Source organism: uncultured Faecalibaculum sp., from assembly GCF_910588395.1.
Lineage (GTDB): Bacteria > Bacillota_I > Bacilli_A > Erysipelotrichales > Erysipelotrichaceae > Faecalibaculum.
Window position 1 is genome coordinate 22,233 of the sequence record NZ_CAJUPA010000017.1, and the last position, 26,388, is coordinate 48,620.

A 26,388-nucleotide genomic window follows, 5' to 3' on the forward strand; every position below is an offset into this window, starting at 1 on the left:
GGGAATTTGATGGACAGCGGATGGATAAAACTCCACAGAAAAATGACTGATTGGGAGTGGTATACGGATGTTCCGACCAAGACGCTGTTCATCCACCTTCTCCTGACAGCCAACAGCAAGCCAGGCAAATGGCGAGGTGTTGACGTGCCAAAAGGCGCAAAAATCACGTCCCGGGAGAAGCTGGCGAAAGAAACAGGGTTGTCGCAACAACAAATAAGGACCGCTCTAAACAAGCTAGAATCAACCAGCGAGATAACCAAGTCAACAACGTCCACATATACGCTTATACAGCTGACAAACTACGAAAAATATCAGGACACCAACCAAGTATGTAACCAGCGACCAACCAGCGAGCAACCAGCGACCAACCAGCGAGCAACCACTATAAAAGAAAGCAAGAATGAAAGAATGCAAGAAAAATATAAAAGCAGCAAGCAAAAAGTAATTACTATAGGGCCCCACAACAACGTGAAAATGGCCGCTGCTGAGCTTGACCAATTTCTTTCACACTTTCCGGAAACTGGACAGGCGGCAATCGACGAACTGAGCGAAAGGCTGTATCGGGATCCGCAGAAAAAGGTCACGAATGTGCCGAAGTATCTGGAAATGATTGCTGCAGATCCTGACATGAAGCCGAAACCGAAAACCGGACCATTCTCCGGACAGCTGCCGGACTGGTACAGCGACATGGGACGGGATTTTGAAAACGAACAGGAACGTCAGCAGATGCTGGCGGAAGTGGAAAAAGCCCGGGCACAGTTCAGCCTGGGAGAGAAAGGGGAAAAATGAACGAAATTCAGACATTTGATTTTGACGGATCCGGGATCCGCACACTCACAATCGGCGATGAACCTTACTTCGTCGGTAAGGATGTTGCCCAGGTACTCGGGTACGAAAGAACAAACAAAGCAATCGTTGACCATGTTGACGAGGAAGACAGACAGATGGTCGATGGAAAAACTCAGTCCCATTTCGGGATCGAGTTAGGGCAAAGAGGCGGGTGGCTGGTCAATGAGAGCGGCCTGTACAGTCTGATCCTCGGATCAAAGATGCCATCGGCGAAACGCTTCAAGCGATGGGTGACCAGTGAAGTGCTGCCCGCACTGAGAAAGCATGGCGTCTATGCTAACGCTCAAACCGCTGAAAAGCTGATCAGCGATCCAGACTTCCTGATCCGGACATTCCAGGCGCTCAAGGAAGAACGGGAAGCCCGCCGGCAGCTAGAACTCCAGAACGCACAGATGAAGCCAAAGGCCCTGTTTGCAGAAGCAGTGGAGACATCCAGCACGAGCATCCTGATCGGAGACATGGCAAAGCTGCTGCGGCAGAACGGCGTGGAAGTCGGACAGAGACGGCTGTTTGACTGGCTCAGGACAAACGGCTGGCTGATGAAGACCGGGGAAAGCCGGAACATGCCGACACAGAAGGCCGTGGAGAAAGGCTATTTCGAAATCAGGGAGCGGACCATCTCCAACCCGGACGGATCCGTGCGGATCACCAAGACGACCAAAGTCACGGGCAAAGGTCAGGTGTGGCTGACAAACGAATTCATGGGAGAACAGGCATGAACATCACCAACCTTACAGGCCGGCTGACAAAGGACATCGAACTTCGAACCACTCAGGCCGGAAAGACAGTTGCCAACTTCACACTGGCAGTCAATCGCCGGTTCAAGTCACAGGGACAGCCGGATGCAGACTTCCTCCGGTGCCAGGCATGGGGGAAGACAGCAGAGGTCCTGAATCAGTACACCCACAAGGGCAGCCAGATCGGAGTGACCGGCAGGCTGCAGAATCGCAGCTACGAGAACCAGCAGGGACAGAATGTTGAGATCACAGAAGTCATCGTCGAATCCATGGACCTTCTGGACAGCAGGAACAACGGCACACAGCCCGCTGACAGGCCGCAAAGCACTTACGGCGGATATTCACCCGTCCGGACACAGAATCGCTCCTACGGGGCTGGAAATGGCCGTCAGAGCGGCTTCGAATATGACGGGAATGTCAGACCCAGTCACGACAACCCCTACAGCCCGGATGAAACGCTGGCGCTGGAAGCTGACGACCTGCCGTTTTGAGAGAGGGAAAAACAGACATGGAAACAATCAAAATCGCTGACGAACACCCCATGATTTTGCAGCAGCGGGCAGCCATGAGAGCAGTCCACAGAGAGCTGAACGAGGCCAAAAAATACGGCCAGAAATACCGGATTTCTGACCTGGAAACGAAGCTAAAAAAGATGAGAAAAGACCTGAGAGAGGCCTACGATAATTTGCACAAAGCGGGATGGAAATGATGCCGGACATCATGAAGCCGAAAGTTTCCATGGAATGGAATGACAAGGCCACACTGCTGGGCGGCCGGTTCGTGAAAGTCTACCGATGCGCAGACTGTAACCGGCAGCTCCATCTGGGGCAGGCGCTCTGCACCTGCGGCATCCCGCAGGTGTGGGAAGGAATCGAAGCCTGGGACAGGATCCACAAGGCACGGAAAGGGAAACGGAAATGAAAAATCACGAAAAATACGCAGCGGAGATTTCCGCCGCACTGGCAAATGCAGCAGACGGACCTCACGGAGTCCAGGAAATGACACTGCTGACCTATCTGGAATCAGGATGCGTAGCTGCATTCGACGACTGTGACACCTGCCCTGTCTTCCAGAGCGGGGCCTGCCCCAGTTACGGATCCTCAGCCGCACCGGACCCGGAAGAGATCGCCAAATGGCTGAATGCAGAGGTGGCAGCATGACAGAACTCATGGACCGCAAGGCGTTCATCACCCGCTGGCGGAAGATGCTCAAGCTGCAGGCAAAGCTGGACGAGCGCATCGTCAAGGGCAATGGCATCACCTACAAAGACCTGCTGGATGGGAACTTGTACGTAGCGGCAATCCTGGACGAAATCGGAGAACTCAACCATGAGTTGAAAGCTGACTGGTGCTGGTGGAAGAAGACGCAGACGCCGGTGGACGACAAGAAGGTGATGGAGGAATTCGTGGATGTCCTGCACTTCGTCCTCAGCTGGCAGCTTGCCCATCACGAGGTAACCGGGCTGCCGCTGTCCAAATTTACTGCAATTGCTTTCAGTGAGTACGAAAACCCCATTGCCGCCACTGAGACACGGCGTGTCGTTTCCGCCTTCCAGCCGATGATGCTGCGCCTGAGTGAATGGAACAACTATCCGCCAGTCAGTCAGCTCATGTGGTTGATGCGCAACCTCAAGCTGGATTTCAAGGATGTGTACCAGGCTTATCTGGCGAAGAACAAGATCAATCACCAGCGGCAGGACCAGGGATACTGAGGTCGGTCATGAAAGTCAGACCGGACAGATACCGCAACTGGGGTCCTATGACCTGTCTTGAGACCGGTAAGACCTATCCAAATCCAAACGAAGCGGCAAGGGCCATTGGGTATAAAACAGGCGAAACGGTCAGAAGGTCCGTGCTGCTGGGAAGGGCTTGCAAAGGTCTGCATTTCGCCGATGGCAGGCTCGCAGGCGAGGAGCTCGAGAAAGCAAGACACGAGCTGGAGATGGAAGCGCGCCAGAACCTGGGCCGCAGCGTTCCCGATGAGTACGAAATCGGAGTTCCCGTCAGGATCCTCAAGCCTGGACTCATCACCTGTATGCCAGTCCCCGCAAAGGGAGTCATCACAAGCGTCGACATCGACGCACTCCATCCACTTACAGTCAGGACACGGGCCGGACTTGTCTACTACTTGCGAACGGATGAAGTACAACTTGCATAAATTGGTTAAATGATAAGAAATGATAAGCAAAAAAGAAAAAGAATGGATTAAACGAAACGTGATTTCGGGGGTCGCCACAAAGGAAGACTTCCCCAGCCTGGAAGAAGGTCAGGAGATCCCCTTCATCGCCGTTCCGAACATGCGGCTGCCAGACGGAACGACAAAAGCATTCAGCATCGAGGAAATCATGGAGGCTTTAGGAAAATGACAAAAATTGAAACGCTTGTAAAACTTATTGACCAGTCAAGCATCAACTGCCATGGGGTAGATTGCCGTGAATGTCCGTTTGATGGCTTGCCTGGTGGGAGATCAGAGTGCGCACTGCTCCATTTGAACGACGCCAATGCCGAAGGCATCACCATCAAAAAGGCGATCATCGACGCAGTGGATGAAGCCAGGAAAGAGGAGCCGGACCCGAAAACCGGCGAGTGGTGGAGGTCAAAGGGCGATGACCGCTATATCGTGAAAATTGTTGACGGTTACTGCCGGCTGCGCGGGAAACGAATCGTCAAGTACAAAAATGGCTGTACCGCCACCCTTGGGACAAACATCGAAGACTTCCTGGAGAGGTTCGAAAAGGAAGACGGCCCCATCCTGACACTGGGAGAGGATGCGGAACTCATCAAGCCTTCCCACACAACACCCGATCACTACAAGCTCACCCCCGAACCCATCGACGTCATCAAGGGATGGGACCTGGGATTCTGTCTGGGGAATGTGATCAAGTACCTTGCAAGAGCAGGACACAAGGACGGGGAGAGCAGGGACAAAGACCTGCACAAGGCCATGGAGTATCTGCGGATGGAATTGGAGGATGAGGGGAAATGAAAACTGTGAACCATGAAGAAAACGCACGAATCCTGATTGCACGGAGCATGGAAGAACCTGAAGACGAATATCCAATTTCAACCGAAAATTTTGTGCTTGTCTGGTCTTGCAAGACGCTCCAAAACTGGAAGGGAATCTTCGCGTTTCCAGCACTGAAGTTACTGTTTGAGGTCACTTACAACGGTGACAAAAAAGAATACTATGTCGATTCGTACGAGAAAACCGAAAACAACGCATACAAACTTGAGGAATTGGAGGACCAGGAATGACCATCGACGAAGCCATCGAAAAGATTGAGAGAGCAGTGATGGTCCTCAGGCATGAAGAGAAGTGTCTGAGGACCATGCGGATCAAAAGCAAAAGAGAGAACTTTTGGCCTAGCGAGTTGGATAAGAGAGTCAGCCAGGCTCTTGATGAAGTGAAAGTGATTTTGGGGGAAGTGAAATGACACTCGAAGAATTCGTCGCCGAAAACGGCGACAAGCGTATCGAAATCCAGGACGACGGCACGATCCGTATTCTGGAAGAAAAGGGGCCGTGGAAGCCGGAGTGTGAAGAGAAATATTACACAATATACGGCTGCGGTTCAGTTGAGACTTTCAAATGGGTAGATTGTTTAATGGATGATTTGAGGAAGGAAATGGGAAACGTCTTCCAGACCAAAGCAGAAGCCGAACGCACGGTTCATCGCCTGAAAGCCAGAAAGAAATTTCTGGATGCTGGGGGACATGAGGGAATGGATGGTTTGGTGTTTGGAGATAGATACCACGTCTATCCTCAGCGAGGCGACAAGATATTGATGAGTGCTAAAGAACGCAATGTTACAGCTTTCGACATCTGGTTTGAGACTGAAGCAGACTGTCGTCGTGCAATCGAGAGTCTGACTGATGATGAAAAAGCAGCGCTGTGCTGGATGGGGGAGAACGAATGAAACTCAAAGTAACGATCCTGTTCAAGGGTGAAAAGGACCCCGGCGAACTCTTATGCTCACGGGTTATTTACACAGGAGATAGTCTGGGACTGCTGATGTCGGATTTTTTGTACAGGTATGCCATGAACGAAATCGTCAATTTCAAGGTGGAGCCTTTGGAGGAAAAATGACCGGATCTGAAATCGCCGAATGGCGCAAGAAAAATAAATGGAGCCAGACGCAGGTGGCAAGGGCTGTCGGTACAGACCAGTCCATCGTCAGCAAATGGGAGCGGGGCCTCATACAGCCCCCTGACGACATCCGTGTCCAGCTGACAGCGGCCCTGGCAAAGAAGCAGCGGGCTTACGAAAAGGCTGGTGGAATGCCAGCCGCAGCACCCCTGCCGGAATTAAAGGGCCGTCGCGCTCACGACAACGCCGCAGAACGCAACTGGCGAAACGAGCAGCAGCAGGCCTACAAAAAGAACGACACGATCCGGCAGGCAGCTGAACTGGCTGCCGGCGCAAGGATGGACGAAATCAGGAAAGAACTGGAAGAGGAAAGGAAAATGAAAGCAGAAGAGAAAGTGAATGTGCCCGAAAAGATGAGGTTTGATGAAGTGAAAAAGCTGATGTTTGCGATGTTCGCAATCAAGGACTCCGCAGAGTCCATCACAGACACAGCAGAGGGCGATGTTGCTGCAGTCCTGGAGCTGGCCGAGAAAGAGCTGGCACGGCGCATGGAGCCGGGGGTCATCTGACATGGAGAATGCAGCACACTGGGCAATAGGGCTGATGTGGTTCACGGCAGGACTCAATCTTGCGTCATTCGCTTACAACTGGGCACGGCGGGATGAAATCTCCCGCTCCCGGCTGCTCAAAAAGCTGGAAGACATGAAGCTGAAATCCGAAGGCTACACAGCAGCCGCATGGGATTCCTGCATTGATTCCGTCAAGACAGTCATTCGGGATATGTGAACGAAAGGGAGTTTGATTTGAAGGCAAGCACAAGAATGTTCCTGGCGGCTTACCGGGAAAAATACCGCATCAAAAGAGACATCGACGAAACGAATCTGGAGATCCTGAAGGTGGTCCAGGACATGAAAGGTCTCAGCCATCACGGCATCGAAATGACGCCGGAGCAGATGAGGTCATCCCTTCCCATGCCCACGACAACAAGCCCGTCAACGGGAGATGAGCGGATGCTCTGGCTGATTGAGAAAAAAGACGAACTGGAAAAGAAGCTGGACTGGCTGACTTACAGTTTGCTGCAGGCCGAAAAAGCCAGTCTCCTGTGTCCGGAAGACCAGTCGATGCTTCACGATCTGTATCACACGTCCAAATCCCTGGACTGCATCGCAGACGAATATGGATATGCACGTGGCAAGATCCACAGCCATCTGTACCGGGAACTGGACAAAATCCTCTGAAAGTGGTGACTAGTCACCCTGGTCAAGGGTGTAAAATGATAGTGTCGAAGAAATCGACCAGACAAAAACAACAAGGACGTGCATGGTACCGTGTGCGCCCTTTTTGTTTTGTCATCACGCCGGAAGGGGGCCGCAGCATGTCAGAAATCAGAGATAAGATCCATGAGCTTTTTGGAGTCAAAGAGCCTCACGAACTGCCTGCAGCGATGATGGAAGTCATCAACGACAGCACAAAGCTGTCAGTAATATGCTCAAATTACAAAAAAATGTTTCCAAACACAAAGCACGATTATCTCCGGGATTACTTCCAGGAGAATCAAGCGGACAGGTCGAACTTGATGCAGGACTATACGCCGGAGAGCATCTGCCAGATCGTGGCAGAGATAACCGGAAATCGGCAGCTGATTGCTGACCTGTGTTCAGGGACAGGCTCTCTGACGCTGGAAGCATGGAGCAGGAACCCGGATGCGGAGTTCATCTGCTACGAGCTGTCATCTGCGGCAGTGCCTTTCCTGTGCTTCAACCTCGCTGTCCGGTCTATATCTGCATGGGTCGTGCACGGTGACCTGCTCACAGAGGACGTGCAGGCTGTCTATCGGATCCAGGATGGCACAGTCACAAAAGCAGACGACTTTCCGCATGACAAGGTGGATGCGGTTATCACCAACCCGCCTTACTCCCTCAAGTGGAACGGGGTGCATGACATCCGGTTCGGCAGCTACTCGGTACCACCGAAAAAGGCGGCCGATTACGCTTTTGTCCTGATCGGGCTGGACATGCTCAAGGATGACGGCATCATGTCAGCCATCCTGCCACATGGCGTGTTGTTTCGAGGCAACACCGAAGCGGATATCCGCAAGCAGCTGCTCTGTGACCACAGAGTGAGCGCAGTCATCGGACTGCCTCGGGCGTTGTTTGCGGCAACAGACATTCCGGTGGCTGTCATGGTCTTTCGCAATCACTCTGACGACCTACTGGTCATCAACGCCGAAAATGAAATGACGCACAGGCCGAAGCAGAACATCATGGAGTCGCAGCACATTGAAACCGTCATGAGCGCCTACAAAATGCGCCGTGACATCGACAAATTGGCTCATGTGGTGACGTTCCAGGAGCTGGAGAAAAACGACTACAACCTGAATATCCCGCGATACGTGTCAAACTTCGAGGAAGAAGTGCTGCCACCGCCGACGGAGTCCATGCGGGCCATCATTGACCGACACAAGGAAATAAAGCAGCAGGAGCTGGAGCTTCTGGAAATGATGAAACAGATGCAGGCCGAAAACGTTGAAACTGGAAAAGAGTTCCAGGAATTCGTGGAGCTGTTCGAGGAGTGGACCAACCTATGATCAACGCCAAAACAGTCAGGTGTAAGCTGCCTGATGTAGCCACTTATGAGCGGGCCAAGAAAGGCAAGGTATATCCAAAAGGATGCACGCTTCTGCAGGTGTCAGCTACTAAAGGACAGCTGGTGTATCTTCATGAAGACCAGACGGTCGATTCAAAATACTGCGTAATCGAACCGGATCGGGACAGAGTGGATGCATTCTTCTTTTATCGGATCCTTCAAAAAGGGATGCCGGAGTTCCTGAGCAAGGAGCAAACGGGGTTGAACATAAGACCCCAGATCCTGGACCGCTTCCCGGTTCGGTACTTCGCTGACATGAATATCCAGAAGTACATTTCAGCTGAACAATTTTTGTACGAAATGGAAATGCAGCATGAGCAGGACCAAATAGAAATGCTGAAGCATTTCAAGAAATATCTTTTGCAAGTGATGTTCTGCTGACCACCCCTGAAATCTGGAGACCATGGTGATGAACACCTTTAGCTTTTTCCGTGTCGCAATCGCGTCGCCTATGGTCTCCGGCTTTGAGGGGTGGACACATGGGCCCTTAACCATCTGGCGGGGCGGTCGCATGACCGTTGCAGGTTCGAGTCCTGCAGGGCCCTATCTTCATAGATTTCCTTTCTAAAAACTGGCAGCCGTTCTACCCCTTTCAACGGCTGTCGGTTTTTTGCAAAGGAACCCAGAAAGGAGGCCGACATGACAGACAAACAGAAGATGTTCGCGGACGAATACCTTGCAAACGGCTTCCAGGCCGCAAAGGCATACCTGGCCGTTTACAGAAACACAAAAAGTGAAAGCGCGGCCTACGCAAACTCTTGCAGGATGCTGAATTATCCCGAGGTCAAAGAGTACATCCGGCAGCGAATGAAAGAGATCCAGACAGAAAAGACTGCCGATGCACAGGAAGTCATGGAGTACCTGACAGCAGTCATGAGAGGTGAACAGCAGGACGAACTGCTGACCATGGACGGAATCGCAAAAGAGGTCAGGGTGAGCTCCAGGGACCGCAACAAGGCCGCTGAACTGCTGGGAAAGGCTCACGGACTGTTCGAGAAGAACGTCAATCTGACCGGTGATCTGGGCATCAAGATAGAGGTCGACTATGGCGAAGACAGTTAAAGTTGGTTTCAATGCTTCGTTCAAGGACTTCAATGCCTGCCGTAAACGGTACAGACTGGCCAAAGGCAGCGCCGGGTCAGGGAAGAGCGTGAACATCGCCCAGGACTTCATTCTCAAGCTTTCGGATCCAAAATACCGCGGTGCAAATCTTCTTTGTGTTCGCAAAGTGGACTCATCCAACAAGGACAGCACCTATGCGGAATTGCGCAGCGCCATTTACAAGATATTCGGGCAGCAGGCAGAGCTTTACTGGCAGATTCGTCAGAACCCCATGGAGTTGATTTGCAGGGTAACGGGAAACATGGTTATTTTCCGGGGCATGAAGGACGACGGACAGCGCGAAAAAGTGAAATCCATCACCTTCGCCAACGGAAAACTGACATGGATATGGATTGAGGAAGCCACAGAGCTGTACGAGGCGGATGTGGACATTCTGGATGACCGCCTTCGAGGCGATTTGTCATTCAATCCGAACCTGTTTTACCAAATGACTTTCAGCTTCAACCCGGTTTCGGCGACTCACTGGATAAAATCCAAGTATTTCGACATCCAGCACCCGGATGTGTTCACACATCAGAGCAACTATCTCCAAAACCGCTTCATTGACGAGGCCTATCATCGCCGGATGATGATGCGAAAAGAGCGGGACCCGGAAGGATACAGAGTCTATGGCATTGGGGAATGGGGCGAGACGGCTGGATTGATACTCCAGAACTGGAAATCGGACGACATCAGCCAGAATTTCGAGGACTATTCCGACATCTGCATCGGGATGGACTTTGGATATAATCACGCCCAGGCGATCCTGACATTGGGATACCGAGACGGTGACATTTTCATCCTGAACGAGATTTACGGGTACGAAAAAGACAATGAAGAATGGATAGACATTGCCAACAAACGGGGGCTGCCAAAGAATCGCCGGATTTGGGCTGATTCCGCGGAGCCTGACCGCATCAAGATGTGGCGGCGGGCCGGATACAAATGCCAGCCTGTCAGCAAGGAGCCGAACTCCGTCAAGTCGCAGATAGACTGGCTCAAAGGACGGCGCATCTTTGTCCATCCATCATGCAAAAACACGATAAAGGAACTGAGTCAGTGGAAGTGGAAGAAGGACGAAAAGTCCAACACTTACCTGGATGACCCGGTTCCTTTTTTTGACGATGCCATCGCCGCCCTGAGATACGGAGTCGAGGAGTGGCGCAAAGACAGGAAGGTCCGGTTGAACCGGGTGGAAGAGAGGACATGTGATTTTTAGAATCTCAAGAGACACACAGATGACGCCGGACATTCTGGCGGAATACATTGCGAAAGCAAAGGCTCAGGTTGCCATGCGATACAAGCCCCTGGGAGATGCTTACAAGGGCGTTTACCCGATCCTGAGCCAGAAAGCAAAGCCGCAATACAAGCCAGACAACCGGCTGGTCGTGAACTTCGCAAAGTACATTGTCGACACTTTTAATGGATTCTTCATCGGCAATCCGGTCAAGACGACATGCGACGAAGAGTCCATCGCCGAAATCGTGGAGCAGGTCCAGAACATGAATGACCAGGACGACAACAACGCCGAACTGGCAAAGCTGACATCTATCTACGGCAAGGCTTACGAAATGTACTTCGTGACCCGGAACAAGACACTGGGCATCACCTACCTGCCGCCGACAGAGGCTTTCATGATCTACGACGAAGGAGTCGTTGAAGACCCGCTGTACTTCGTCCATTGGTACAAAAACGCGGACGATGAGGAAGTGGGATCCTATTCAGATGCGACCCACATTTACTACTTCAAGCGCAACGAGGGCAGCTATCAAATCACAGATTCTGTCCCCCACAACTTTGAAGGAGTACCAGCTGCAGAGTTCATTGAAAACGACGAACGGCAGGGAATCTACGAATCAGCCATGACGCTGATAAACGGATTCAATAAAGCGTTATCCGAAAAGGCCAACGATGTTGACTATTTCGCAGATGCTTACCTGAAGATCCTCGGGGCGAAGATGGACGAAGCGGACAAGCTGGAGCTGCGGAATCAGCGCATCATCAACCTCGAAAACATCGGTGGGGAGCAGCTGGTGGTGGAGTTCATGGGCAAACCGAATGCCGACGAAACCCAGGAGCATCTGCTTAACACCATGGAGCGACTGATTTACCAGATTTGCATGGTACCGAACATCAATGATGAGAAGTTCGGCACTTCCAGTGGCATTGCCATGCAGTACAAATTGCTGAACACCCTGAACCTGTTCAAGGCGAAACAGAGGAAGTTCGAATCCGGCATGAACCGGCGGTGGCAGCTGCTGTTTTCTCACCCTCTCATCAACGGCAAGACGAAAGCTGACGACTGGGGAAAACTCCGGTACAGATTCACTCCGAACCTGCCTGCAAACGCCCTGGAAGAGGCTCAGACGGCCGCACAGCTGTCAGGCATCGTTTCCAGGCGGACGCAGCTGGAAACTCTGTCCATCGTGGACAATGTGCAGGCTGAAATTGAGCGGATCGAGGAAGAAGAAAAAGCCCAGCCGGAACCGCTGGACGACTTCAACGCTCACGACCACGAGGACGAAGAGGAACATCCGGAAGAAGACGATGAAAGGCAGTCATGACTGCGCTCCCGGAAGGTTACGAATACTGGCGCAAGAGGGAAGAGAGAAACCTCAAGCGCCTGAAGAAGGAAGAAAAAGACTGGGAAGACCAGATTGACCAGATCTATCAAAGAATGATCAGTGAACTGGATGACGAGATCGCGCTATTTTACAGCCGCTTTGCAAACAACGCAGAAATGTCCATGGCGGAAGCCAGAAAGTACCTGAGCAAGACCGACATTGACTGGTACGCCACAAGAGCCAAGTTTTACTGCGAACTGGCAGCGAAGGACTTTGCGGAAGGCACAGACAAGCGGGCTTCCATCTACTTCTCGGATGAAGCCAACGAGGAAATGCTCAGGTACAACGCAACAATGCGCATCAACCGGCTGGAAATGCTCAAATCGCAGATGAAACTGCGTATTTTAAAGGCTCAATCCAAGACGGAAGAGACCATCGACATGGCACTGTGGCAGCGGACCTACGACACATTTCAGCATCAGGCCGGGATCCTCGGAAACACCGTGCTGGACGACATCCAGCCAATGGTGGAGACCATCGCAAGGGCCTCATTCCACGGACAGGAGTTTTCCAAGCGAATCTGGGGAAAACAGCAGACGCAGCTGCAGAAGCAGCTTAACAAGGCGCTGTCTGAATGCCTCATCCTGGGCAAAGGGGCAGCACCATTCACACGGAAGCTCCAGAAAATTGGGAACACCACTAAAGCGCAGGCCTCACGTCTCATGAGGACAGAATTGGCCAGAGTGCAGACGCAAGCAGAACAGGATGCATACGAAAAGTGTGGCTTCAACGACTTCATGTACCTGACCAATCCAAGCTGCTGTCCAGAATGCAGAAAGCATGATGGACGCACTTATCCTATGCGGAAAATGGAGCCTGGGAAGACCGCTCCGCCACTTCACCCCAACTGCCGGTGTTTCACTGCTCCTGCCGTTGACCGGGAACAGATGGAGAAGGATCTGGGAATTGACAAGATATCTGATGAGGATGTTTCACACTTCGATGAATGGATGGCCGACTATGAGAAGTCGGGCATTAGCTGGCAGGAGTGGAAAGCATTGAGTCGTGATAAAGCGGTCGGATTTGATTTCATGGGTAAAGCCATCAAGAAAACTGTCAGCTTTGGAAAAGGCAAATATAAATTCCATCAAGCAGATGAATTTGGTCTTTTTTATACACAGACAAATTCTAAGTATGCTCAAAAGGCGTTGCAGGAAACGAAGAGGATTCTTCAAACTGTAGGCAAAGGCTTAAAGTTGGACGGCGTCTACATCATGAATGACAAGGATATTCCGGGATTGGCAGCATATGATTACGAAAAAAACAAACTGTACATAAGTCAGAAACTCTTCGAAAAGGATGAAATTGAGCGTTATGAAAAAGACAAAGGATATTTTGCGGCAAGAACTGGGGAAGAGACGCTAATGCATGAACTTGCTCATAAGAAGCACTGGGATAAAATCAAAACTGCAAAAGATTCCAACACTAATAAAAATGCTACAATAGAAGAGGCAAAAGAAAGGATGGAAAATGAGCTTAGAACATATGTTCGTAATCAGTTAGCTTTGGATCCTCTGTATATAGAAAAATATGTTAGCGCTAATGCGGCAGACGGCTTTTTTGAAGATAAGAAACTGAACGAACTTATAGCGGATGGGTGTGTATTGATTCAGAGAAACGGTTTAAGAGACCCGATTTTACAGACGCTCATTGAAGACACATTAAAATGACTGTATATGATGAAAAAAGAGTAAAAATGCGAAAACAGTTTCAACCGTGGCTTATTTTTTCTTGGGAAGAAGATGGAATGGTCTTACGTGACGATGCACCAGAAAACATCCGTAAGATCTACGAAAAGTGGAAAAATACAAAGCCTATTATGCCATCTTTATGTTAGCCCTTATCCAGGGCTTTTATTTTTATCAAAAAAGCAGAACATAAAACGGAAGAGCCACAAGGCTCTTTTTCTTTTGAAGAAAGGAAACATATGAAGAAAGACAAAGACACAAAACTCGGTTTCAGCTGGTTTTACCTGCTGGGAACCATTCTGGTTATCCTGAAAGCATTGAACCTGACAGCCATCCCATGGCTATGGGTACTTTCTCCGTTCTGGATCCCCTGGACGCTTGTCCTTGTGTTGGGATTCCTGGCGCTTATTTTCGCGGGGTTATTGGCCTCTTTTGAATGGATTGGGGACCTGCGGAGAAAGCACAAACTGAAAAAGGCCATGAAGAAAGCGGGTGCCCTGTGATTAAAATCACCACAAAAGGCCTCACAGCCTGTCAGATCACTGGGCATGCCGGATACGCACCAAAGGGCACGGACATTGTCTGCGCCGCTGTCTCGGCTCTCTATGGCGGTCTTGTGACATCTCTGAACGCGCACTCTGACTGTCTTATGAGCGTGGTTGAAGCCGAAGATGGATACAACCTGACCATCGACTACCCAGATTCAGCGTCCACTCTGCTCATGAAGGCGTTTATCACATCGGTGTCTGCCATTGCAGACAACTACCCCAAAAACATCAAGGTCACGACATCCTGACGGATGACGACATCGCCCAGTACGGAAGGCGTTAAAAGCTGGAGGGTTCCTGCGGAGCCCTTTTTAATTCCGCAGAAACAGTGGTCCAGACAGGAAGACCCCGAAAACTCTAGGAGGAAAAACATGACCGAATTTATCAAATCTCTGTACCCGTGCTACGACCTCCAGCTTTTTGCCGAGGGCGCAGCAGAAACGACTCCCGCAGCTCCCAAGGGCAACGAGCCACCTGAACAGAATCAGGATCCTCTTGCATCCCTGACAGATGCACAGCAGGCAGCCATCAACCAGCTGATTGCCAGCCGCATCAAGAGGGAGCAGGAAAAAGCTGCTGATAAAGCCCAGAAAGAAGCGGAAGCCGCTCAAGCAGAAAGGCTGAAAAACATGTCTGAGGCTGAACGCAATGCCCAGCGGATGAAGGACCTGGAAGAAAAGGTCCACCGGTTTGAGCTGGAAAAACAGGAAAACGCAATGATGAAGGCTGCCCGCGATGAACTGCAGACACGCGGTTACTCCTTCGCAGACACTGTGATTTCACGCCTGATCGGAGCAGACGCCGAAGAAACGAAGGCGTCCATCGACGAATTCACGAAGGCTTTTGACGCTGCCGTGGATGAAGCCGTGAAGAAGCGGGTGCATGTCACTGAGCCCAAGGCCGGAGCCACTTCCACCCTGACCAGAGAACAGATCATGGCAGAGAAGGACCGTGCAAAGCGCCTGAAACTCATCAGCGACAACATGGCACTCTTTCAGAATTAGGAGGACAACATGACCAAGAAAATCGACCTGCAGCTGTTTGCTGCAGAAACCAACCTGACCGCCGCAGCTGACCTGGAACCGGCAGTCTCCATTGATCTGACCAGCCGGATGTCTGAAAACATCAGCACCCTGCTGCGTGTCATCTCTGCCAACGAGATGATCCCGATGGCGGTGGGAACCACCATCAAAATGTACGAAACAAAGGTCAAGACAAAGCCGACTACTGCAGCAGCAGAAGGTGAAGTCATCGGCCTGACCAAAATCGAGCGCAAGCTGAAAAACACCTTCGAGATTGCCCTGAGCAAGTACCGCAAGGCAACTTCCGCAGAGGCGATCCAGAAAATCGGACGCACCACCGCAGTGGACCAGACTGACCAGGTGCTGATCAAGTCTATCCAGAAGGACATCAAGGATAGCTTCTTCACGCTGCTGGGCACCGGAACCGGTACCGCAACCGCTGTTGCTACCGGCCTGCAGGCAGCCATGGCGGCTGCATGGGGAGCTGTGCAGACGAAGTTTGATGATGTTGATGCTACCCCGATCTATTTCATCAGCACTGCTGACGCTGCCAAATATCTCGCTACCGCTCAGGTGACTATGCAGACTGCTTTCGGTATGTCCTACATCGAAAACTTCCTGGGCATGGGTGACGCCTTCATCACTCCGTCCCTGACTGCAGGCACCGTGGTGGCGACCGCCAAAGAAAACCTGTTCTGCGCCTACATCCCGACATCCAACGGCGAAGTCGCCAACACATTCGGCCTGACTTCTGACCAGACCGGGCTGGTTGGCATGACTCACAGCCTGGCTACTGACCGCGCAACCGTGGATACTCTGGTGATGTCCGGCGTCAAATTCTTCCCCGAAGACCTGTCCGCTGTCATCAAAGTAGCCGTGACTGCCGACACAGCGAAAACCGAATAGGTCAAACCGTGCTGGAAGAGATCAAGGCGCTGCTGGGATTTACCGATACTGACAGGGATCCGCAGCTGACGACCATCATGCGGCTGGTGCAGCAGCGTCTGTGCTCTCTTTTGGGCACGGACGAAGTGCCAGACGCACTGGCTTACATCGTTACCGAGGTGACTGTCCTGCGCTTTAACCGCATTGGGTCAGAAGGCATGTCATCCCACAACGTGGAAGGGGAGAGTATCACCTACCAGGCAACGGATGACTTTGCCGCCTTTGCCAACGACATCGAGGCATGGAAGGAAGCTAATGCCGGAGATGTTTCCAGAAAGATCCGATTCATATGAGATACGACCAGAAAGTCTATTTTGTGAAGCGGATTCCCGGGGATTATGACAAAACAACCGGCAATTACTCCGACAGGGAACACACGTTCCCTGTGTGGGCCAGCGTCATGGACACCGGAACCGACATGCTGAATCTGCTCTATGACAAAATTCCCCAGGGGAGCAAGACTCTGCATGTCATGGGGCATTGGAAGCAGCCGGATCTGATCCGCATCGATGGGAAGACATACAAAATCGACCTGACACGCCAACTTAGAACAAAGCAGACGTTCATCGTCTCCGAGGTGCCTGGATGAGACTCAAGGTTAAGATGAAGATTCCGAAGAACTTCATGACTCCTGTCAACAAGGGCAAAATTGCCAGAATCGTGCAATTGAACACTGCAGAACTGACCCGAAAAGCAAAAGCCAATGCACCTTATCCATGTCCCAGCCATCCTTATTCGACCGGTCAATTGCAAGGATCCATTCTTCCTGAAATCACCGACGGAGGAATGACCGGCAAGGTGACAGCAACGGCGGAGTACGCAGAATATGTGGAGGTGGGAACCCGGTTCATGGCTGCCCAGCCCTACATGAAGCCTGCCTTTGACCAGCAGAAAGAGGTATTTCTGGACGATATGAAAAAACTCATCATGAAGGAGCTGTGACATGCCTGCATCTCAGGAACTGTACACAGCGATGCTTCTCAAACTCCGGTCCCTGTGGCCGGATTCTGTGTTTGATGGAGACCTGCCACCGGATGGGACGCCCTATCCTTTCGTGCATCTTGGAGACACTCAGGACATCGCAGAGTTTCTGGTGAAAGGAGCTGCCTTCGGGCGGATGTCCATCACCGTCAACATCTGGATTAACAACCCCAGAAGACGCGGAGATCTGAGCCTGATGATGCTGAAAGCCAAGGCGCTGGCAAGGTCCATCAACGAAACAGACAGCTTTGGCTGGTGCCTGAGCGGAAGCGAGGAATCAGTCATTCCCGACAACACAACAAAGGACCCCTTGATGCATGGGGTCCTTATTTTCGAATTCAAATACTGGAGGAAAAAATGACCAAAAACAGAATTATTGACCTGCAGCTGTTTGCCGATGGAGACCCTGTCCAGGGATCCAAGATCATCTTTGCACTGCGTCAGCTGTCGAAACAGACCGAAGAAAACGCAAAGGTGCTGGCATGGCAGAAGGAAGGAAGCCGCAGCATTTCCAAGGATGCAGACACTGTGAAGACCAAAAGCGGCACCGTCCGTGTCCCGGGTGCAGCGGAAGTCGAATACTCCCTGACCTCTCTGGTGGCAAAGGGTGACACAACCTATCAGGATTACCAGGACGCGATGATGAACGATGAGAAGTTCGAGCTCTGGAAAATCAACATGGACGAAGCCGGAAGCGGAGAAAACTCCGGAAAATTCAAGGCGGAGTACGCCCAGGGCTTTATCACGAACATCGAAGAATCTTCCAACTCTGAGGACTTCGCGGAGCTGTCCATCGACTTCGGTGGCGAACAGAAACCGCAGCACGGCTTTGCGACCCTGACTGCAGAACAGCAGGAGATGGCACAGTACGTTTTCGAAGACGTGCTGAAAAAGGCCGCAGCCTAGACCAATCAAGCAAGGAGCCGAAATCGGCTCCTTTATTTTTGTAGAAAGACGAGGAAAACATGGAAATCACCATCAACAACAAAACTTATCCGCTCAAGGCTTCCTTTGCCTTCCTGAAGAAAATCGAGACCATGGACCGCCGGGCTGCCGGAGATTCCGAAATCGACATGGGTCTGGCAAACGCCATCGTCATGGCCCGGGACACAGGAGACCTGCGCTATCTGGTGGACCTGATCTGGGCGCTGAATGCGGGGCAGAAGCCCGCTCTGGAACGGACGGCGGTTGAATCCTACATCGAGGACGACTGCGAAGACCCCGAGGCACTGCTGAATGAGGTCATCGGTTTTTTGTCGAAAGCGAATGTCTGCAGGCTGCGTCTGAAAAAGATGGGAATCATCGCGGAGCAGACAACGGAAACGCCCAGCCTTTCCGCATAGACGAAATCATCGAAGACGCCGCTGTTACCTGTTTTCGCTTTTTCGGACACAACACCATGGAGCAGGTCCTGAATCTGGACATGAAGGAATACCGGCTGCTTTGTGAGGCTGAAAGGCTCAAGAACATCGACCGGGAATACTGGATCCATGCGCAGGCCTTTGCCAACAACAAGGCGACGCTCCGGGACAGGAAAGGCCGGCTCATCTATCACCGGATGAACGACCTGTTCGACTACGAAAAGGAACTGAAGCGGGAAACATCGAAAACCAGAAAGACCCGGAAGAAGGAAGAGAACCCCTACATCCGGGCCATGAAAAAGTATCTGCAGGAGAAGCAGAAGAAGGGAGAATGACGTGAGCAGTCACAAGGTCGAGGCCATTCTCTCCGCCAAAGATGACGGACTTACCGATGCGCTGAAACGTGTCGAATCCACGCTGAAATCGCTGGACGCCACTGTCAAACGAATCGGAAACATCATGCTCAAGGCCAAAGATGCCGGAGCCACCGCAACCATCAAAAAAGTGGAGCGGGCAGCCGAAAGCCTGGACAAGACCAAAGCGGAGACAGAACTGGCAGCCGACGACAGGGCATCCCCCATCGTCGAGAAAGTCACAGAATCACTGAAAAAGGCTGACAGCCAGAAGGCGGAAGCGACTCTGAGCGCAAAGGACAAGGCGAGTCCGGCAGCAAAGCAGGCAAAGGCCGCAATCAACCAGATCAAGGCCCTGAATGCGACAGCCAAACTGGACGCAAAGGACAAGGCAACCGAGAAGATCCGCAAGGTTGCATCCAGCCTGAAGCAGGTTGCAGCTCACCCGGAGAACATCATCATCAATGCCAAAGACAAGGCGAGTCAGCTGATCAGCGAGGCAGGGCGAAAGATCAAGGCACTGGCAACTACCAAAGCCGAACCGACTATTGACGCAAAGGACGGACCGTTCAACCAGAAGGTCCAGGGCGTAAAAGAGAAGCTCTCAGCCCTGTCAAACGCTGCCGGGACAGTCGCTTTTGGCTTCCTGCAGTCGGCCGGGCAGAAGGCTTTCTCGGCCCTGACAGGGTCCATTGACGGAGCTATCAGCCGATATGATACCCTGCAGCAGTTTCCGAAGGTCATGTCTCAGATGGGCTACTCTGCAGACCAGGCACAGGCCAACATCCAGAAAATGTCGGACGGCATCGACGGACTGCCGACGACTCTGGACGGGATCGTTGCCAATGCCAAAAACCTGACCCTGACGCTGGGCAACATGGACAAGGGAACCGATACCGCCATCGCATTCAATAACGCCATGCTGGCTTCCGGTGCTTCCACCGAGGATGCAGACCGGGCACTGACGCAGTACACCCAAATGCTTGCCAACGGAAAAGTGGACATGCAGTCGTGGATGTCCATGCAAACGGCCGGAAAGTACGCATTGACAGAGGTCGCCAAGGAGCTGGGCATCACTTCCGGGAATACCCAGGAACTGTACGAACAGCTGCAGAAAGGCAATATTTCGCTGGACCAGTTCAATGATGCGCTTATCAAAGTGGCCGGTTCTGGATCCAAAATGGCGGAGACAGCCCGGAAATCCATCGAAGGTATCGGCACATCCCTGAAAAACCTCGCCAATGCAGGAAAGAAGGGGATGGCTAACCTGCTGACGACCATTGACGAAGGCCTTGCGGCTTCCGGAACCAGCATTGCCGGCATGATCGACAGTCTGAAAGGCCTCATCAACACGGGATTCAAGGGCGCTCAGGCGGCCGCTGCGCAGATGATTGCCCAAATCACATCCATGGGCTCCGGAGCCTTTGAGCCGATCATGACAGGCGTCAAAAAGCTCGGTGATGGCATTTCCAAGGCTTTCCAGAGTTTCCTGAGCGGAGCGCTTCCGCAAATCACTCAGCAGCTGGCAAATCTGGCCAATCTGGTTGGCGAGGTCGCCGGAGCGTTTGGTGACATGGTTGGATCCATCGACATGTCGTTCCTGGCTGGTGTCCTGTCCGGTATCACAGCCAAATTCAGGGCACTGCTGGAAATCGTCAGCCAGGTGTTCCAGAAAATGGCAGACACAGGTGTTGCAAACAAAGTGGCTACTGCATTCGGCAAGGTCGGGCAGGTCGTGAATGACATGTTCATGACGATGTCCCGATCCGGAGCCCTGGACAAACTGCTGGACCTGTTTGTCCAGATGGTTGGTATCCTTGCGGATGCTGCCAGCGCTGTTGCCGACTTCATCGCCGGGATCGATGGTGACATTCTGGGAAATGTTGTGACTGGTGTGATGGCGGCTATTGCGGCCTTCAAAGGCTTCTCCTTCTTGAAGAACTTTAACCCCCTCGAAGGATTCTTGAAACGGTTCAAAAAAGGCACCGATGAGCCTGAAAAAGACACAAAAGCCATGAAAAGCAAGGTAGCTCAAGTTTTATCTTCCATGGGAGACCTGTTCATGGGTCTGGGAGATGGAATCAAGTCTGCCCTGCAGGGCGTTGGCTCTGTAATTGAGTCTGTCGGGGCTTCTATCGGGGTTGCGTTCGAAGGCTTTGGTGAGGCGATGAAGATGGCAAACCCCGTCAATTTGCTGGCCCTTGCCGCTGTCATCGTCTCCATCGGTGCAGCGCTGGCTCTTGTGGCATCTCAGGGACAAGGTGTAGCAGCAATCATCGCCGGTGTGGGCACGGCATTCGCCAATGCAGCGCCGTTTGTCACAGCCCTTGGTGATGCGATCGGGACGATCGTTGAGGCAATCGGAACGGCTCTGGCGGAAGTTCTGACCGCCATTGCGCCATATGTCGAAAACTTTGCGAACGCATTTGCCACATGTGCCCAAGGCATTGCCGATGCGGTCGCAACCATCACCGAAGCAATCACTCCGCTTGTGGATGTTGTGATGCAGAACTTTAACCAGCTGGTTGCCATTGCTGGAAACGCAATCGCACAGATCATCACAGCCTGCGGTCCTTTCATCCCCAACATCACCCAGATGGTGGAAACGGTTGTTTCCAAGCTGCCGGAAATCATCAACGCTTTCTCCAATCTGCTGAGCGAAGTTAGACCGATCATTGATTCGATTGGTGATGCAATTAAAAAGTTCGGCAGTGCGATTGAGGATGCTCTGGATGGAGTGTCGGGAGTTATCGATTCTGTCGGCGGGCTCATCAAGAGCTTTTTTGATGGAATCTCCGGAGTGATTGATTCTGTCGGAAAGGCAGCCCTCAATTGTGGACGTGGCTTCGAAGCACTTGCAAGAGGTGTTGAGAAGATCACCAACCTTAACCTGCTTGACATGGGCGCCAGTCTTGGGACTGTAGCTACAGGCATTGGTTTGATTGCCGCTGCCTCTTCGGGCTTAGGCGACACAGGCACTCAGATGCAGGCACTGGGCACTGGACTCACGATGATTCAGGCGTCCGCAGAAGGTGCCATTGCCGCAATGCAGAATTTCAGCAGCATCACGACACAGCTGCAGCAGGTCGGCGCGTGTGCTCCCCAGGTGACCACGGCAGCCAACGCAATCACCCAGTTCTCTGCTTCCGCTGTCGCCGCCATGGCTGGACTGGTTGGAGCTGTCGCAGGACTGTCAGTATTCACGGCCGGGCTGACCCAGCTCACTGCTGCATCGACATCGGCCGGATCTGCAGCACTGGTCATGGCTTCTGGATTCTCTGGAGTCTCTGGCGCTGCATCTTCCGCAAGCGGAGCACTGACAGCCCTTGCGTCTGCCGCGCTCAGAGCAACTGCGTCCTTTGCGACAATGAGCAGTCTTGCGGCTGCTGGCATGTCCAGGATGGCGTCTGCTGTCAGATCTGGAATGTCCACAGTTGTTTCTGGCATCACAAGCGGAATGAGAAACGCCACAAGGTCAGTCACTTCCGGCGTCAGCTCCATGCTCAGGGCCATGACGTCCGGTGTTTCTGCAATGTCTTCGGCTGGCAGAGCCATGGGCGTTGGAGCCAGCACTGGACTGAGGTCCGGCGTTTCCCCGATGCCTGCAATCGCCAGATCCGCATGTTCTTCTGCCGTGGCGGCCATGTCCGGATTCTACGGTGCTGCGTTCTCCGCCGGCGCTTACATCGGAATGGGGCTGGCCAACGGCATGGCGTCTCAGCTTGGCAGAGTGCAGAGCATTGCGGCGTCTCTTGCCAATGCTGCAGCCAGAGCCACAGCGGCCGCCGCCAAAGTGCATTCCCCTTCCAGGGTGTTCATGGAAATCGGTGGCTACATCGGCGAAGGCCTTGCAATCGGTATGGACAAGACCCAGAAGATGGTCGCCAGGGCTGGCAATGACCTGATTTCCTACGGTCAGTTCGCAGCTCCCAGACGCGCCTCTTTTGCCGGCGGTTCCATGTCGGTTGATGAGACTTACGGCCTGAATGTGGAGGTTTACCCGACTGTATCCATCAACGTCAACGACAGGGAGATTGCCAGGGCGACAGCTGACGAAATGACCAAAGAACAGCAGCGCAAGGAAATCATCAAGCAGAAACTGAGAGGAGACAGATGACATACAAATTTGTTGACACAGTAAGACAAACCACCGCAGCAACGGAATCCCTGCCTGATGAAGCTGTGCGCATCAACGGGAAGTGGCTGGAAAATGAGGTGTCCGGTTATCGGACACTTCATGTTTCTGGCCGTGAACTCATCTCCACGGAAATAAACACCAACACCATTGCCGGGATGAATGGTGAAATCTTTCTTAATAGCCGGATCCCTGCCAGGGTCATCACTGTTCGGTATTTGCTTGCGGCCAAGTCGAACTTCGAATTCCGGCAAGCTTTCAACCAGCTTTGCCGACTGCTGCAGCCAGCCCAGGTCGAGGTCGTTTTTGCGGATGAACCGGACAAATACTTCATCGGGACCAAATCCGAAATCGAAAATCCCGAACCCGGCAGCAACATCACGACGGGGGAATTCAAGATTTTCTGCACGGATCCGTTCAAGTACTCCACCACAGAGAAGACTTTCCAGATGGACGGCGCAGGAACAATCATGGTGGAAAATACCGGCTCAGTCCCTGTCCCCATCCGCTACGAAATCACACACAACCACGAAAACGGCTATGTCGGGATTGCTTCCGAGCACGGCGCCATGGAGTTTGGCAAGCGGGAAGAAGCGGACGGCGTGACCTATCAGCAGATGGAGCACTTGCTAAATATCAACAACTTCATTTCTGCCCCCAACGACACAAACGGGCATGATGTCATGCATCCGAACTATGGATGCAAAGGCACCCTGAAAACCATGGGCTACAATGGCCGGACTTACCTGTGCCTTGACAACCCCGGCACAGCTTCCGGAAACGCCTATGGTGGGCTCAGGACCCTGACCATCCCTGCAGATTCCAACGGCGCTTCCGGTGCTCAGAACTGGTACCTTTACGGACACCTGTGTTTCTGGGCCTCCCAGATGGGACAGACAGGGGAAATGACGGTCAATGTCGTGACTGCCGACAATCAGCTGATCGCAGGGATGACCTGGTACAAAACAGACATGTCCGGCAACACCGGGGTGTACGAAATCACAGTTGGCGGTCAGGCGTCCAGTGCAGTCAACGCTGGACATGTGCTCAGGTCCTGGACCTATCAGACCAGTCACACTCACAGTGACAATCCCTGGTACGGAGACTGGGGACACGTTGACCTCAAGAAAGAGGGATCCAAAATCACCTTCTTTTACTGGGGAGGGTATTTCACCTACAACTGCCCAGAAGTGGCGAACCTTGTGGCAGCCAAAGTGCAGGTCACATGCAAGGTGTGGGCACAGCAGCCCAACAAGCGGATGTACTGTGCCGGGTTTGACACACTGGATTTCTATAAATGCAACGTCAACAAATGGCGTGACGTTCCCAACCGCTATTGGCAGGGGTCAAAGCTGGAAATCGACGGCAACACCGGTCAGTTTCTGGTGGCCGGGATGCCGAAGCCACAGGATGAGATTCTGGGGACGAAGTGGTTCAAGGCCGAGCCAGGGGAGACGGAAGTCAAACTCTACTTCTCATCCTTCTGCTCCCCTAAACCGACCGTTGTTGCAAGGATAAGAGAGGCATGGCTATGAGTACACCAAGAATTGCGATCCTCAACGCCCGGGATGATGTCCTGGGCTTTTTGGACAATGACAGACCGGACGCCATCCACTACTTCGATGAGGCCCTGCATCTGTATCTTGCCGGGTCAGCCTACACCTTTGAGGGCAAGGTGCTTACCGGTGAGGATACGCAAATCATCGAAGTGGGAAACAAACTGTCATTCAGACACGAAAACAAGGACTACTACCTCAACATAGTGAAGACAGAAAAGGATGAGGTATACACATCCTTTGAATGCTTTGGTCTGACTTTTGAATTCCTGAATGAGGAAGTTGACAAGTACGAAGCACCCGAGGCAAAGACTCTTGCCGCCTACATCCAGCAGTGGGGCGCTGAAACGATGGACCTCAGGATCATCCACAATGAGGTGGCGGACAGGGCGCTGAAACTGAAATGGGATGGACGGGAGACGATTTTGAAGCGCCTCTTTTCTCTTGCCAACAGCTTTGACGTGGAATTGGATTTCCAGACAGTCCTGAACCGGGATTTTTCTCTGTCCCATATGAATCTCTACATCGTGAAGCAAACCGGCAAGGATAGGACAGGCGAAATCCTGCGGTACGGCAAGGAAATCGAAGGGATCAAAAAGACTTCGGATGTCTCTGACCTGTACACCGCCATTCGTCCCAGGGGCAAGGATGGACTGACTCTTGCGGGATACTCTCATGCCAAAGAGTCAGACGGTATCTGGCTGAGAGGCGAGGACATCCTGAACCCGTCTGCAAAAGACAGGTTCCCGGCTGTCAATCCTGATAAGGCAGAGGGGTACATTGCCCGTTACTGGGACTGCGATGTGGAAGACCAGGCCATGTTGTATGGTCGTGCCCTTGCAGAACTGCGCAAGAACTCCGTACCAAAGCTGGAGTACGAGGTGGACGGTTTTGTGGATGGTGCCATCGGTGACCGGTTCACGATTGAGGATGACGCCTATCAGCCAACTCTGTACGTTCAAGCTAGGGTCGTTGAACAGGAAATCTGCTTCACGGACCCATCCCGGAGCAAGACTACTTTCGACAACTTTACCGAGGTAAAATCACAGCTTTCCAGCACCATTCAGGCACAGGTGGAAAAGCTGGTGGAGAAATACAAGACATATCAGGCCGGTATCTCTTCCACAGCCGGGACCATCTTTGTCAACGGTGTAGGGACTACGACACTGACAGCCTTTGTCCGGGATGGCGTGACCGATGTCACCGACAAATTCACGATCCGCTGGTACAAGGCAGGGACTGAGTGTGGGAATGGTAAAACGCTGACCGTTTCCAGCACGGACTTTGATGACATGGCGGTGTACGGATTCAAGGCTTTTGACAGCACCGGAGCCATCAAGGCGGAATATGAACTGACCTTTGCCAATGTGGTGGATGGTGTGTCGGATTATCTTCACGTCAAATACTCCAACGACGGCGGCCAGACATTCAGCAGCCCAGACGGTGACTGGATTGGACAGTATCACGACAGCAACCCTGTCGATTCCCCCGACCCTGCGAGATACACATGGGCCAAAATCAAGGGCAACGATGGTGCCAACGGAACCACACAAAAGCTGGTTTCGCTGACCAACGAATACTACCTTTCCACATCTGATACTGCCCAGACAGGCGGTTCCTGGGGGACGACTTACCCGGACTACGAAGATGGTAAATTCTTGTGGGTCCGAGTCAAGGCGGTCTATAAGGATCCCAACGGAACAGCCTATACCGCACCGGAGCTTGATAAGGCGTGGCTCAATGCAGGCAAGGCCATC

At 52.3% G+C, this 26,388-nt stretch carries 37 protein-coding genes and 1 tRNA gene; all 38 read left to right on the forward strand.

Translation table 11 applies throughout. The features are described from left to right. The first annotated feature begins 9 nt into the window (after positions 1-9). Positions 10-789, forward strand: a complete 780-nt coding sequence (locus QZ305_RS06030) for a hypothetical protein (RefSeq protein WP_294730822.1) — start codon at positions 10-12, stop codon at positions 787-789. Continuing rightward, a complete protein-coding gene (locus QZ305_RS06035) occupies positions 786-1,568 on the forward strand; it encodes a phage antirepressor (protein WP_294730823.1) in 783 nt (260 codons plus the stop codon). Before QZ305_RS06030 ends, QZ305_RS06035 begins: the two co-directional genes overlap by 4 nt. Continuing rightward, positions 1,565-2,077: a single-stranded DNA-binding protein gene (locus QZ305_RS06040; RefSeq protein WP_294730824.1), complete on the forward strand. Its 513-nt coding sequence runs from the start codon at positions 1,565-1,567 to the stop codon at positions 2,075-2,077. Before QZ305_RS06035 ends, QZ305_RS06040 begins: the two co-directional genes overlap by 4 nt. A 17-nt stretch (positions 2,078-2,094) precedes the next feature. Further along, entirely contained in the window at positions 2,095-2,295 is a 201-nt protein-coding gene (locus QZ305_RS06045; RefSeq protein ID WP_294730825.1) for a hypothetical protein, read from the forward strand. Between the two features lie 11 nt (positions 2,296-2,306). Further along, positions 2,307-2,507 carry a hypothetical protein gene (locus QZ305_RS06050; RefSeq protein WP_294730827.1) on the forward strand — a complete coding sequence of 67 codons (201 nt, stop codon included), beginning with the start codon at positions 2,307-2,309 and terminating at the stop codon, positions 2,505-2,507. Continuing rightward, positions 2,504-2,746: a hypothetical protein gene (locus tag QZ305_RS06055; protein WP_281790489.1), complete on the forward strand. Its 243-nt coding sequence runs from the start codon at positions 2,504-2,506 to the stop codon at positions 2,744-2,746. The genes QZ305_RS06050 and QZ305_RS06055 overlap by 4 nt, the downstream gene beginning before the upstream one ends. Beyond that, positions 2,719-3,297: a dUTP diphosphatase gene (locus QZ305_RS06060; protein ID WP_294730829.1), complete on the forward strand. Its 579-nt coding sequence runs from the start codon at positions 2,719-2,721 to the stop codon at positions 3,295-3,297. The genes QZ305_RS06055 and QZ305_RS06060 overlap by 28 nt, the downstream gene beginning before the upstream one ends. A gap of 8 nt (positions 3,298-3,305) precedes the next feature. Continuing rightward, complete coding sequence (locus QZ305_RS06065; protein ID WP_294730830.1) at positions 3,306-3,743, forward strand: hypothetical protein; 438 nt, start codon at positions 3,306-3,308, stop codon at positions 3,741-3,743. Positions 3,744-3,762: 19 nt separating this feature from the next. Further along, positions 3,763-3,951: a hypothetical protein gene (locus tag QZ305_RS06070; RefSeq protein ID WP_294730832.1), complete on the forward strand. Its 189-nt coding sequence runs from the start codon at positions 3,763-3,765 to the stop codon at positions 3,949-3,951. Further along, positions 3,948-4,571: a DUF3310 domain-containing protein gene (locus QZ305_RS06075; RefSeq protein WP_294730833.1), complete on the forward strand. Its 624-nt coding sequence runs from the start codon at positions 3,948-3,950 to the stop codon at positions 4,569-4,571. The genes QZ305_RS06070 and QZ305_RS06075 overlap by 4 nt, the downstream gene beginning before the upstream one ends. Next, the gene (locus QZ305_RS06080; protein ID WP_294730834.1) at positions 4,568-4,840 is read left to right on the forward strand and encodes a DUF6275 family protein; all 273 of its coding nucleotides are present in this window, start codon (positions 4,568-4,570) and stop codon (positions 4,838-4,840) included. The genes QZ305_RS06075 and QZ305_RS06080 overlap by 4 nt, the downstream gene beginning before the upstream one ends. Next, positions 4,837-5,019 (forward strand): hypothetical protein, encoded by a 183-nt coding sequence (locus tag QZ305_RS06085; protein ID WP_294730836.1) that lies wholly within the window; start codon positions 4,837-4,839, stop codon positions 5,017-5,019. The genes QZ305_RS06080 and QZ305_RS06085 overlap by 4 nt, the downstream gene beginning before the upstream one ends. Beyond that, positions 5,016-5,501 carry a hypothetical protein gene (locus QZ305_RS06090; RefSeq protein ID WP_294730837.1) on the forward strand — a complete coding sequence of 162 codons (486 nt, stop codon included), beginning with the start codon at positions 5,016-5,018 and terminating at the stop codon, positions 5,499-5,501. Before QZ305_RS06085 ends, QZ305_RS06090 begins: the two co-directional genes overlap by 4 nt. Continuing rightward, on the forward strand, positions 5,498-5,671 hold the full coding sequence (locus QZ305_RS06095) for a hypothetical protein (protein WP_242324571.1): 174 nt from the start codon (positions 5,498-5,500) through the stop codon (positions 5,669-5,671). Before QZ305_RS06090 ends, QZ305_RS06095 begins: the two co-directional genes overlap by 4 nt. Continuing rightward, positions 5,668-6,240, forward strand: coding sequence for a helix-turn-helix domain-containing protein (locus QZ305_RS06100; RefSeq protein WP_294730839.1), 573 nt, complete (start codon positions 5,668-5,670; stop codon positions 6,238-6,240). The genes QZ305_RS06095 and QZ305_RS06100 overlap by 4 nt, the downstream gene beginning before the upstream one ends. A gap of 1 nt (position 6,241) precedes the next feature. Continuing rightward, positions 6,242-6,457: a hypothetical protein gene (locus QZ305_RS06105; RefSeq protein WP_294730840.1), complete on the forward strand. Its 216-nt coding sequence runs from the start codon at positions 6,242-6,244 to the stop codon at positions 6,455-6,457. A 17-nt stretch (positions 6,458-6,474) separates the two neighbouring features. Then, positions 6,475-6,909 carry a hypothetical protein gene (locus tag QZ305_RS06110; RefSeq protein ID WP_294730841.1) on the forward strand — a complete coding sequence of 145 codons (435 nt, stop codon included), beginning with the start codon at positions 6,475-6,477 and terminating at the stop codon, positions 6,907-6,909. Between the two features lie 137 nt (positions 6,910-7,046). After that, a complete protein-coding gene (locus tag QZ305_RS06115; RefSeq protein ID WP_294730843.1) occupies positions 7,047-8,258 on the forward strand; it encodes an N-6 DNA methylase in 1,212 nt (403 codons plus the stop codon). Further along, positions 8,255-8,698, forward strand: a complete 444-nt coding sequence (locus QZ305_RS06120; protein WP_294730844.1) for a hypothetical protein — start codon at positions 8,255-8,257, stop codon at positions 8,696-8,698. Before QZ305_RS06115 ends, QZ305_RS06120 begins: the two co-directional genes overlap by 4 nt. Positions 8,699-8,798: 100 nt before the next feature. After that, positions 8,799-8,862, forward strand: a tRNA-OTHER gene (locus tag QZ305_RS06125). A gap of 94 nt (positions 8,863-8,956) precedes the next feature. Next, positions 8,957-9,379 carry a terminase small subunit gene (locus QZ305_RS06130; RefSeq protein ID WP_289684104.1) on the forward strand — a complete coding sequence of 141 codons (423 nt, stop codon included), beginning with the start codon at positions 8,957-8,959 and terminating at the stop codon, positions 9,377-9,379. Continuing rightward, positions 9,363-10,637: a PBSX family phage terminase large subunit gene (locus QZ305_RS06135; protein ID WP_294730846.1), complete on the forward strand. Its 1,275-nt coding sequence runs from the start codon at positions 9,363-9,365 to the stop codon at positions 10,635-10,637. The genes QZ305_RS06130 and QZ305_RS06135 overlap by 17 nt, the downstream gene beginning before the upstream one ends. A 19-nt stretch (positions 10,638-10,656) precedes the next feature. Further along, positions 10,657-11,982 (forward strand): phage portal protein, encoded by a 1,326-nt coding sequence (locus QZ305_RS06140; protein WP_294730848.1) that lies wholly within the window; start codon positions 10,657-10,659, stop codon positions 11,980-11,982. After that, positions 11,979-13,712 carry a minor capsid protein gene (locus tag QZ305_RS06145; protein WP_294730849.1) on the forward strand — a complete coding sequence of 578 codons (1,734 nt, stop codon included), beginning with the start codon at positions 11,979-11,981 and terminating at the stop codon, positions 13,710-13,712. The genes QZ305_RS06140 and QZ305_RS06145 overlap by 4 nt, the downstream gene beginning before the upstream one ends. A 257-nt stretch (positions 13,713-13,969) precedes the next feature. Beyond that, positions 13,970-14,233 carry a hypothetical protein gene (locus QZ305_RS06150; RefSeq protein ID WP_294730850.1) on the forward strand — a complete coding sequence of 88 codons (264 nt, stop codon included), beginning with the start codon at positions 13,970-13,972 and terminating at the stop codon, positions 14,231-14,233. Then, complete coding sequence (locus QZ305_RS06155; protein ID WP_289684114.1) at positions 14,230-14,526, forward strand: ribosomal-processing cysteine protease Prp; 297 nt, start codon at positions 14,230-14,232, stop codon at positions 14,524-14,526. The genes QZ305_RS06150 and QZ305_RS06155 overlap by 4 nt, the downstream gene beginning before the upstream one ends. Positions 14,527-14,649: 123 nt before the next feature. After that, positions 14,650-15,282, forward strand: coding sequence for a DUF4355 domain-containing protein (locus QZ305_RS06160; protein WP_294730852.1), 633 nt, complete (start codon positions 14,650-14,652; stop codon positions 15,280-15,282). 9 nt (positions 15,283-15,291) lie between these two features. Next, entirely contained in the window at positions 15,292-16,206 is a 915-nt protein-coding gene (locus QZ305_RS06165) for a hypothetical protein (RefSeq protein WP_294730853.1), read from the forward strand. 8 nt (positions 16,207-16,214) lie between these two features. Further along, on the forward strand, positions 16,215-16,538 hold the full coding sequence (locus QZ305_RS06170; RefSeq protein ID WP_294730854.1) for a phage head-tail connector protein: 324 nt from the start codon (positions 16,215-16,217) through the stop codon (positions 16,536-16,538). After that, positions 16,535-16,834, forward strand: coding sequence for a hypothetical protein (locus tag QZ305_RS06175; RefSeq protein ID WP_289684120.1), 300 nt, complete (start codon positions 16,535-16,537; stop codon positions 16,832-16,834). The genes QZ305_RS06170 and QZ305_RS06175 overlap by 4 nt, the downstream gene beginning before the upstream one ends. Then, complete coding sequence (locus tag QZ305_RS06180) at positions 16,831-17,187, forward strand: HK97-gp10 family putative phage morphogenesis protein (protein ID WP_289684121.1); 357 nt, start codon at positions 16,831-16,833, stop codon at positions 17,185-17,187. Before QZ305_RS06175 ends, QZ305_RS06180 begins: the two co-directional genes overlap by 4 nt. A gap of 1 nt (position 17,188) precedes the next feature. Beyond that, positions 17,189-17,587, forward strand: coding sequence for a hypothetical protein (locus tag QZ305_RS06185; RefSeq protein ID WP_294730855.1), 399 nt, complete (start codon positions 17,189-17,191; stop codon positions 17,585-17,587). Next, on the forward strand, positions 17,584-18,132 hold the full coding sequence (locus QZ305_RS06190; protein WP_289684125.1) for a phage major tail protein, TP901-1 family: 549 nt from the start codon (positions 17,584-17,586) through the stop codon (positions 18,130-18,132). The genes QZ305_RS06185 and QZ305_RS06190 overlap by 4 nt, the downstream gene beginning before the upstream one ends. A gap of 59 nt (positions 18,133-18,191) precedes the next feature. Next, positions 18,192-18,569, forward strand: coding sequence for a tail assembly chaperone (locus QZ305_RS06195; protein ID WP_289684127.1), 378 nt, complete (start codon positions 18,192-18,194; stop codon positions 18,567-18,569). A 56-nt stretch (positions 18,570-18,625) separates the two neighbouring features. Beyond that, positions 18,626-18,922, forward strand: a complete 297-nt coding sequence (locus QZ305_RS06200; protein WP_276907001.1) for a hypothetical protein — start codon at positions 18,626-18,628, stop codon at positions 18,920-18,922. A gap of 1 nt (position 18,923) precedes the next feature. After that, complete coding sequence (locus QZ305_RS06205) at positions 18,924-23,057, forward strand: tape measure protein (protein ID WP_294730856.1); 4,134 nt, start codon at positions 18,924-18,926, stop codon at positions 23,055-23,057. After that, positions 23,054-24,610 carry a distal tail protein Dit gene (locus QZ305_RS06210; RefSeq protein WP_294730858.1) on the forward strand — a complete coding sequence of 519 codons (1,557 nt, stop codon included), beginning with the start codon at positions 23,054-23,056 and terminating at the stop codon, positions 24,608-24,610. The genes QZ305_RS06205 and QZ305_RS06210 overlap by 4 nt, the downstream gene beginning before the upstream one ends. Beyond that, a partial coding sequence (locus QZ305_RS06215; RefSeq protein WP_294730859.1) for a phage tail spike protein occupies positions 24,607-26,388 on the forward strand: 1,782 nt, incomplete at its 3' end. The genes QZ305_RS06210 and QZ305_RS06215, both read left to right, overlap by 4 nt.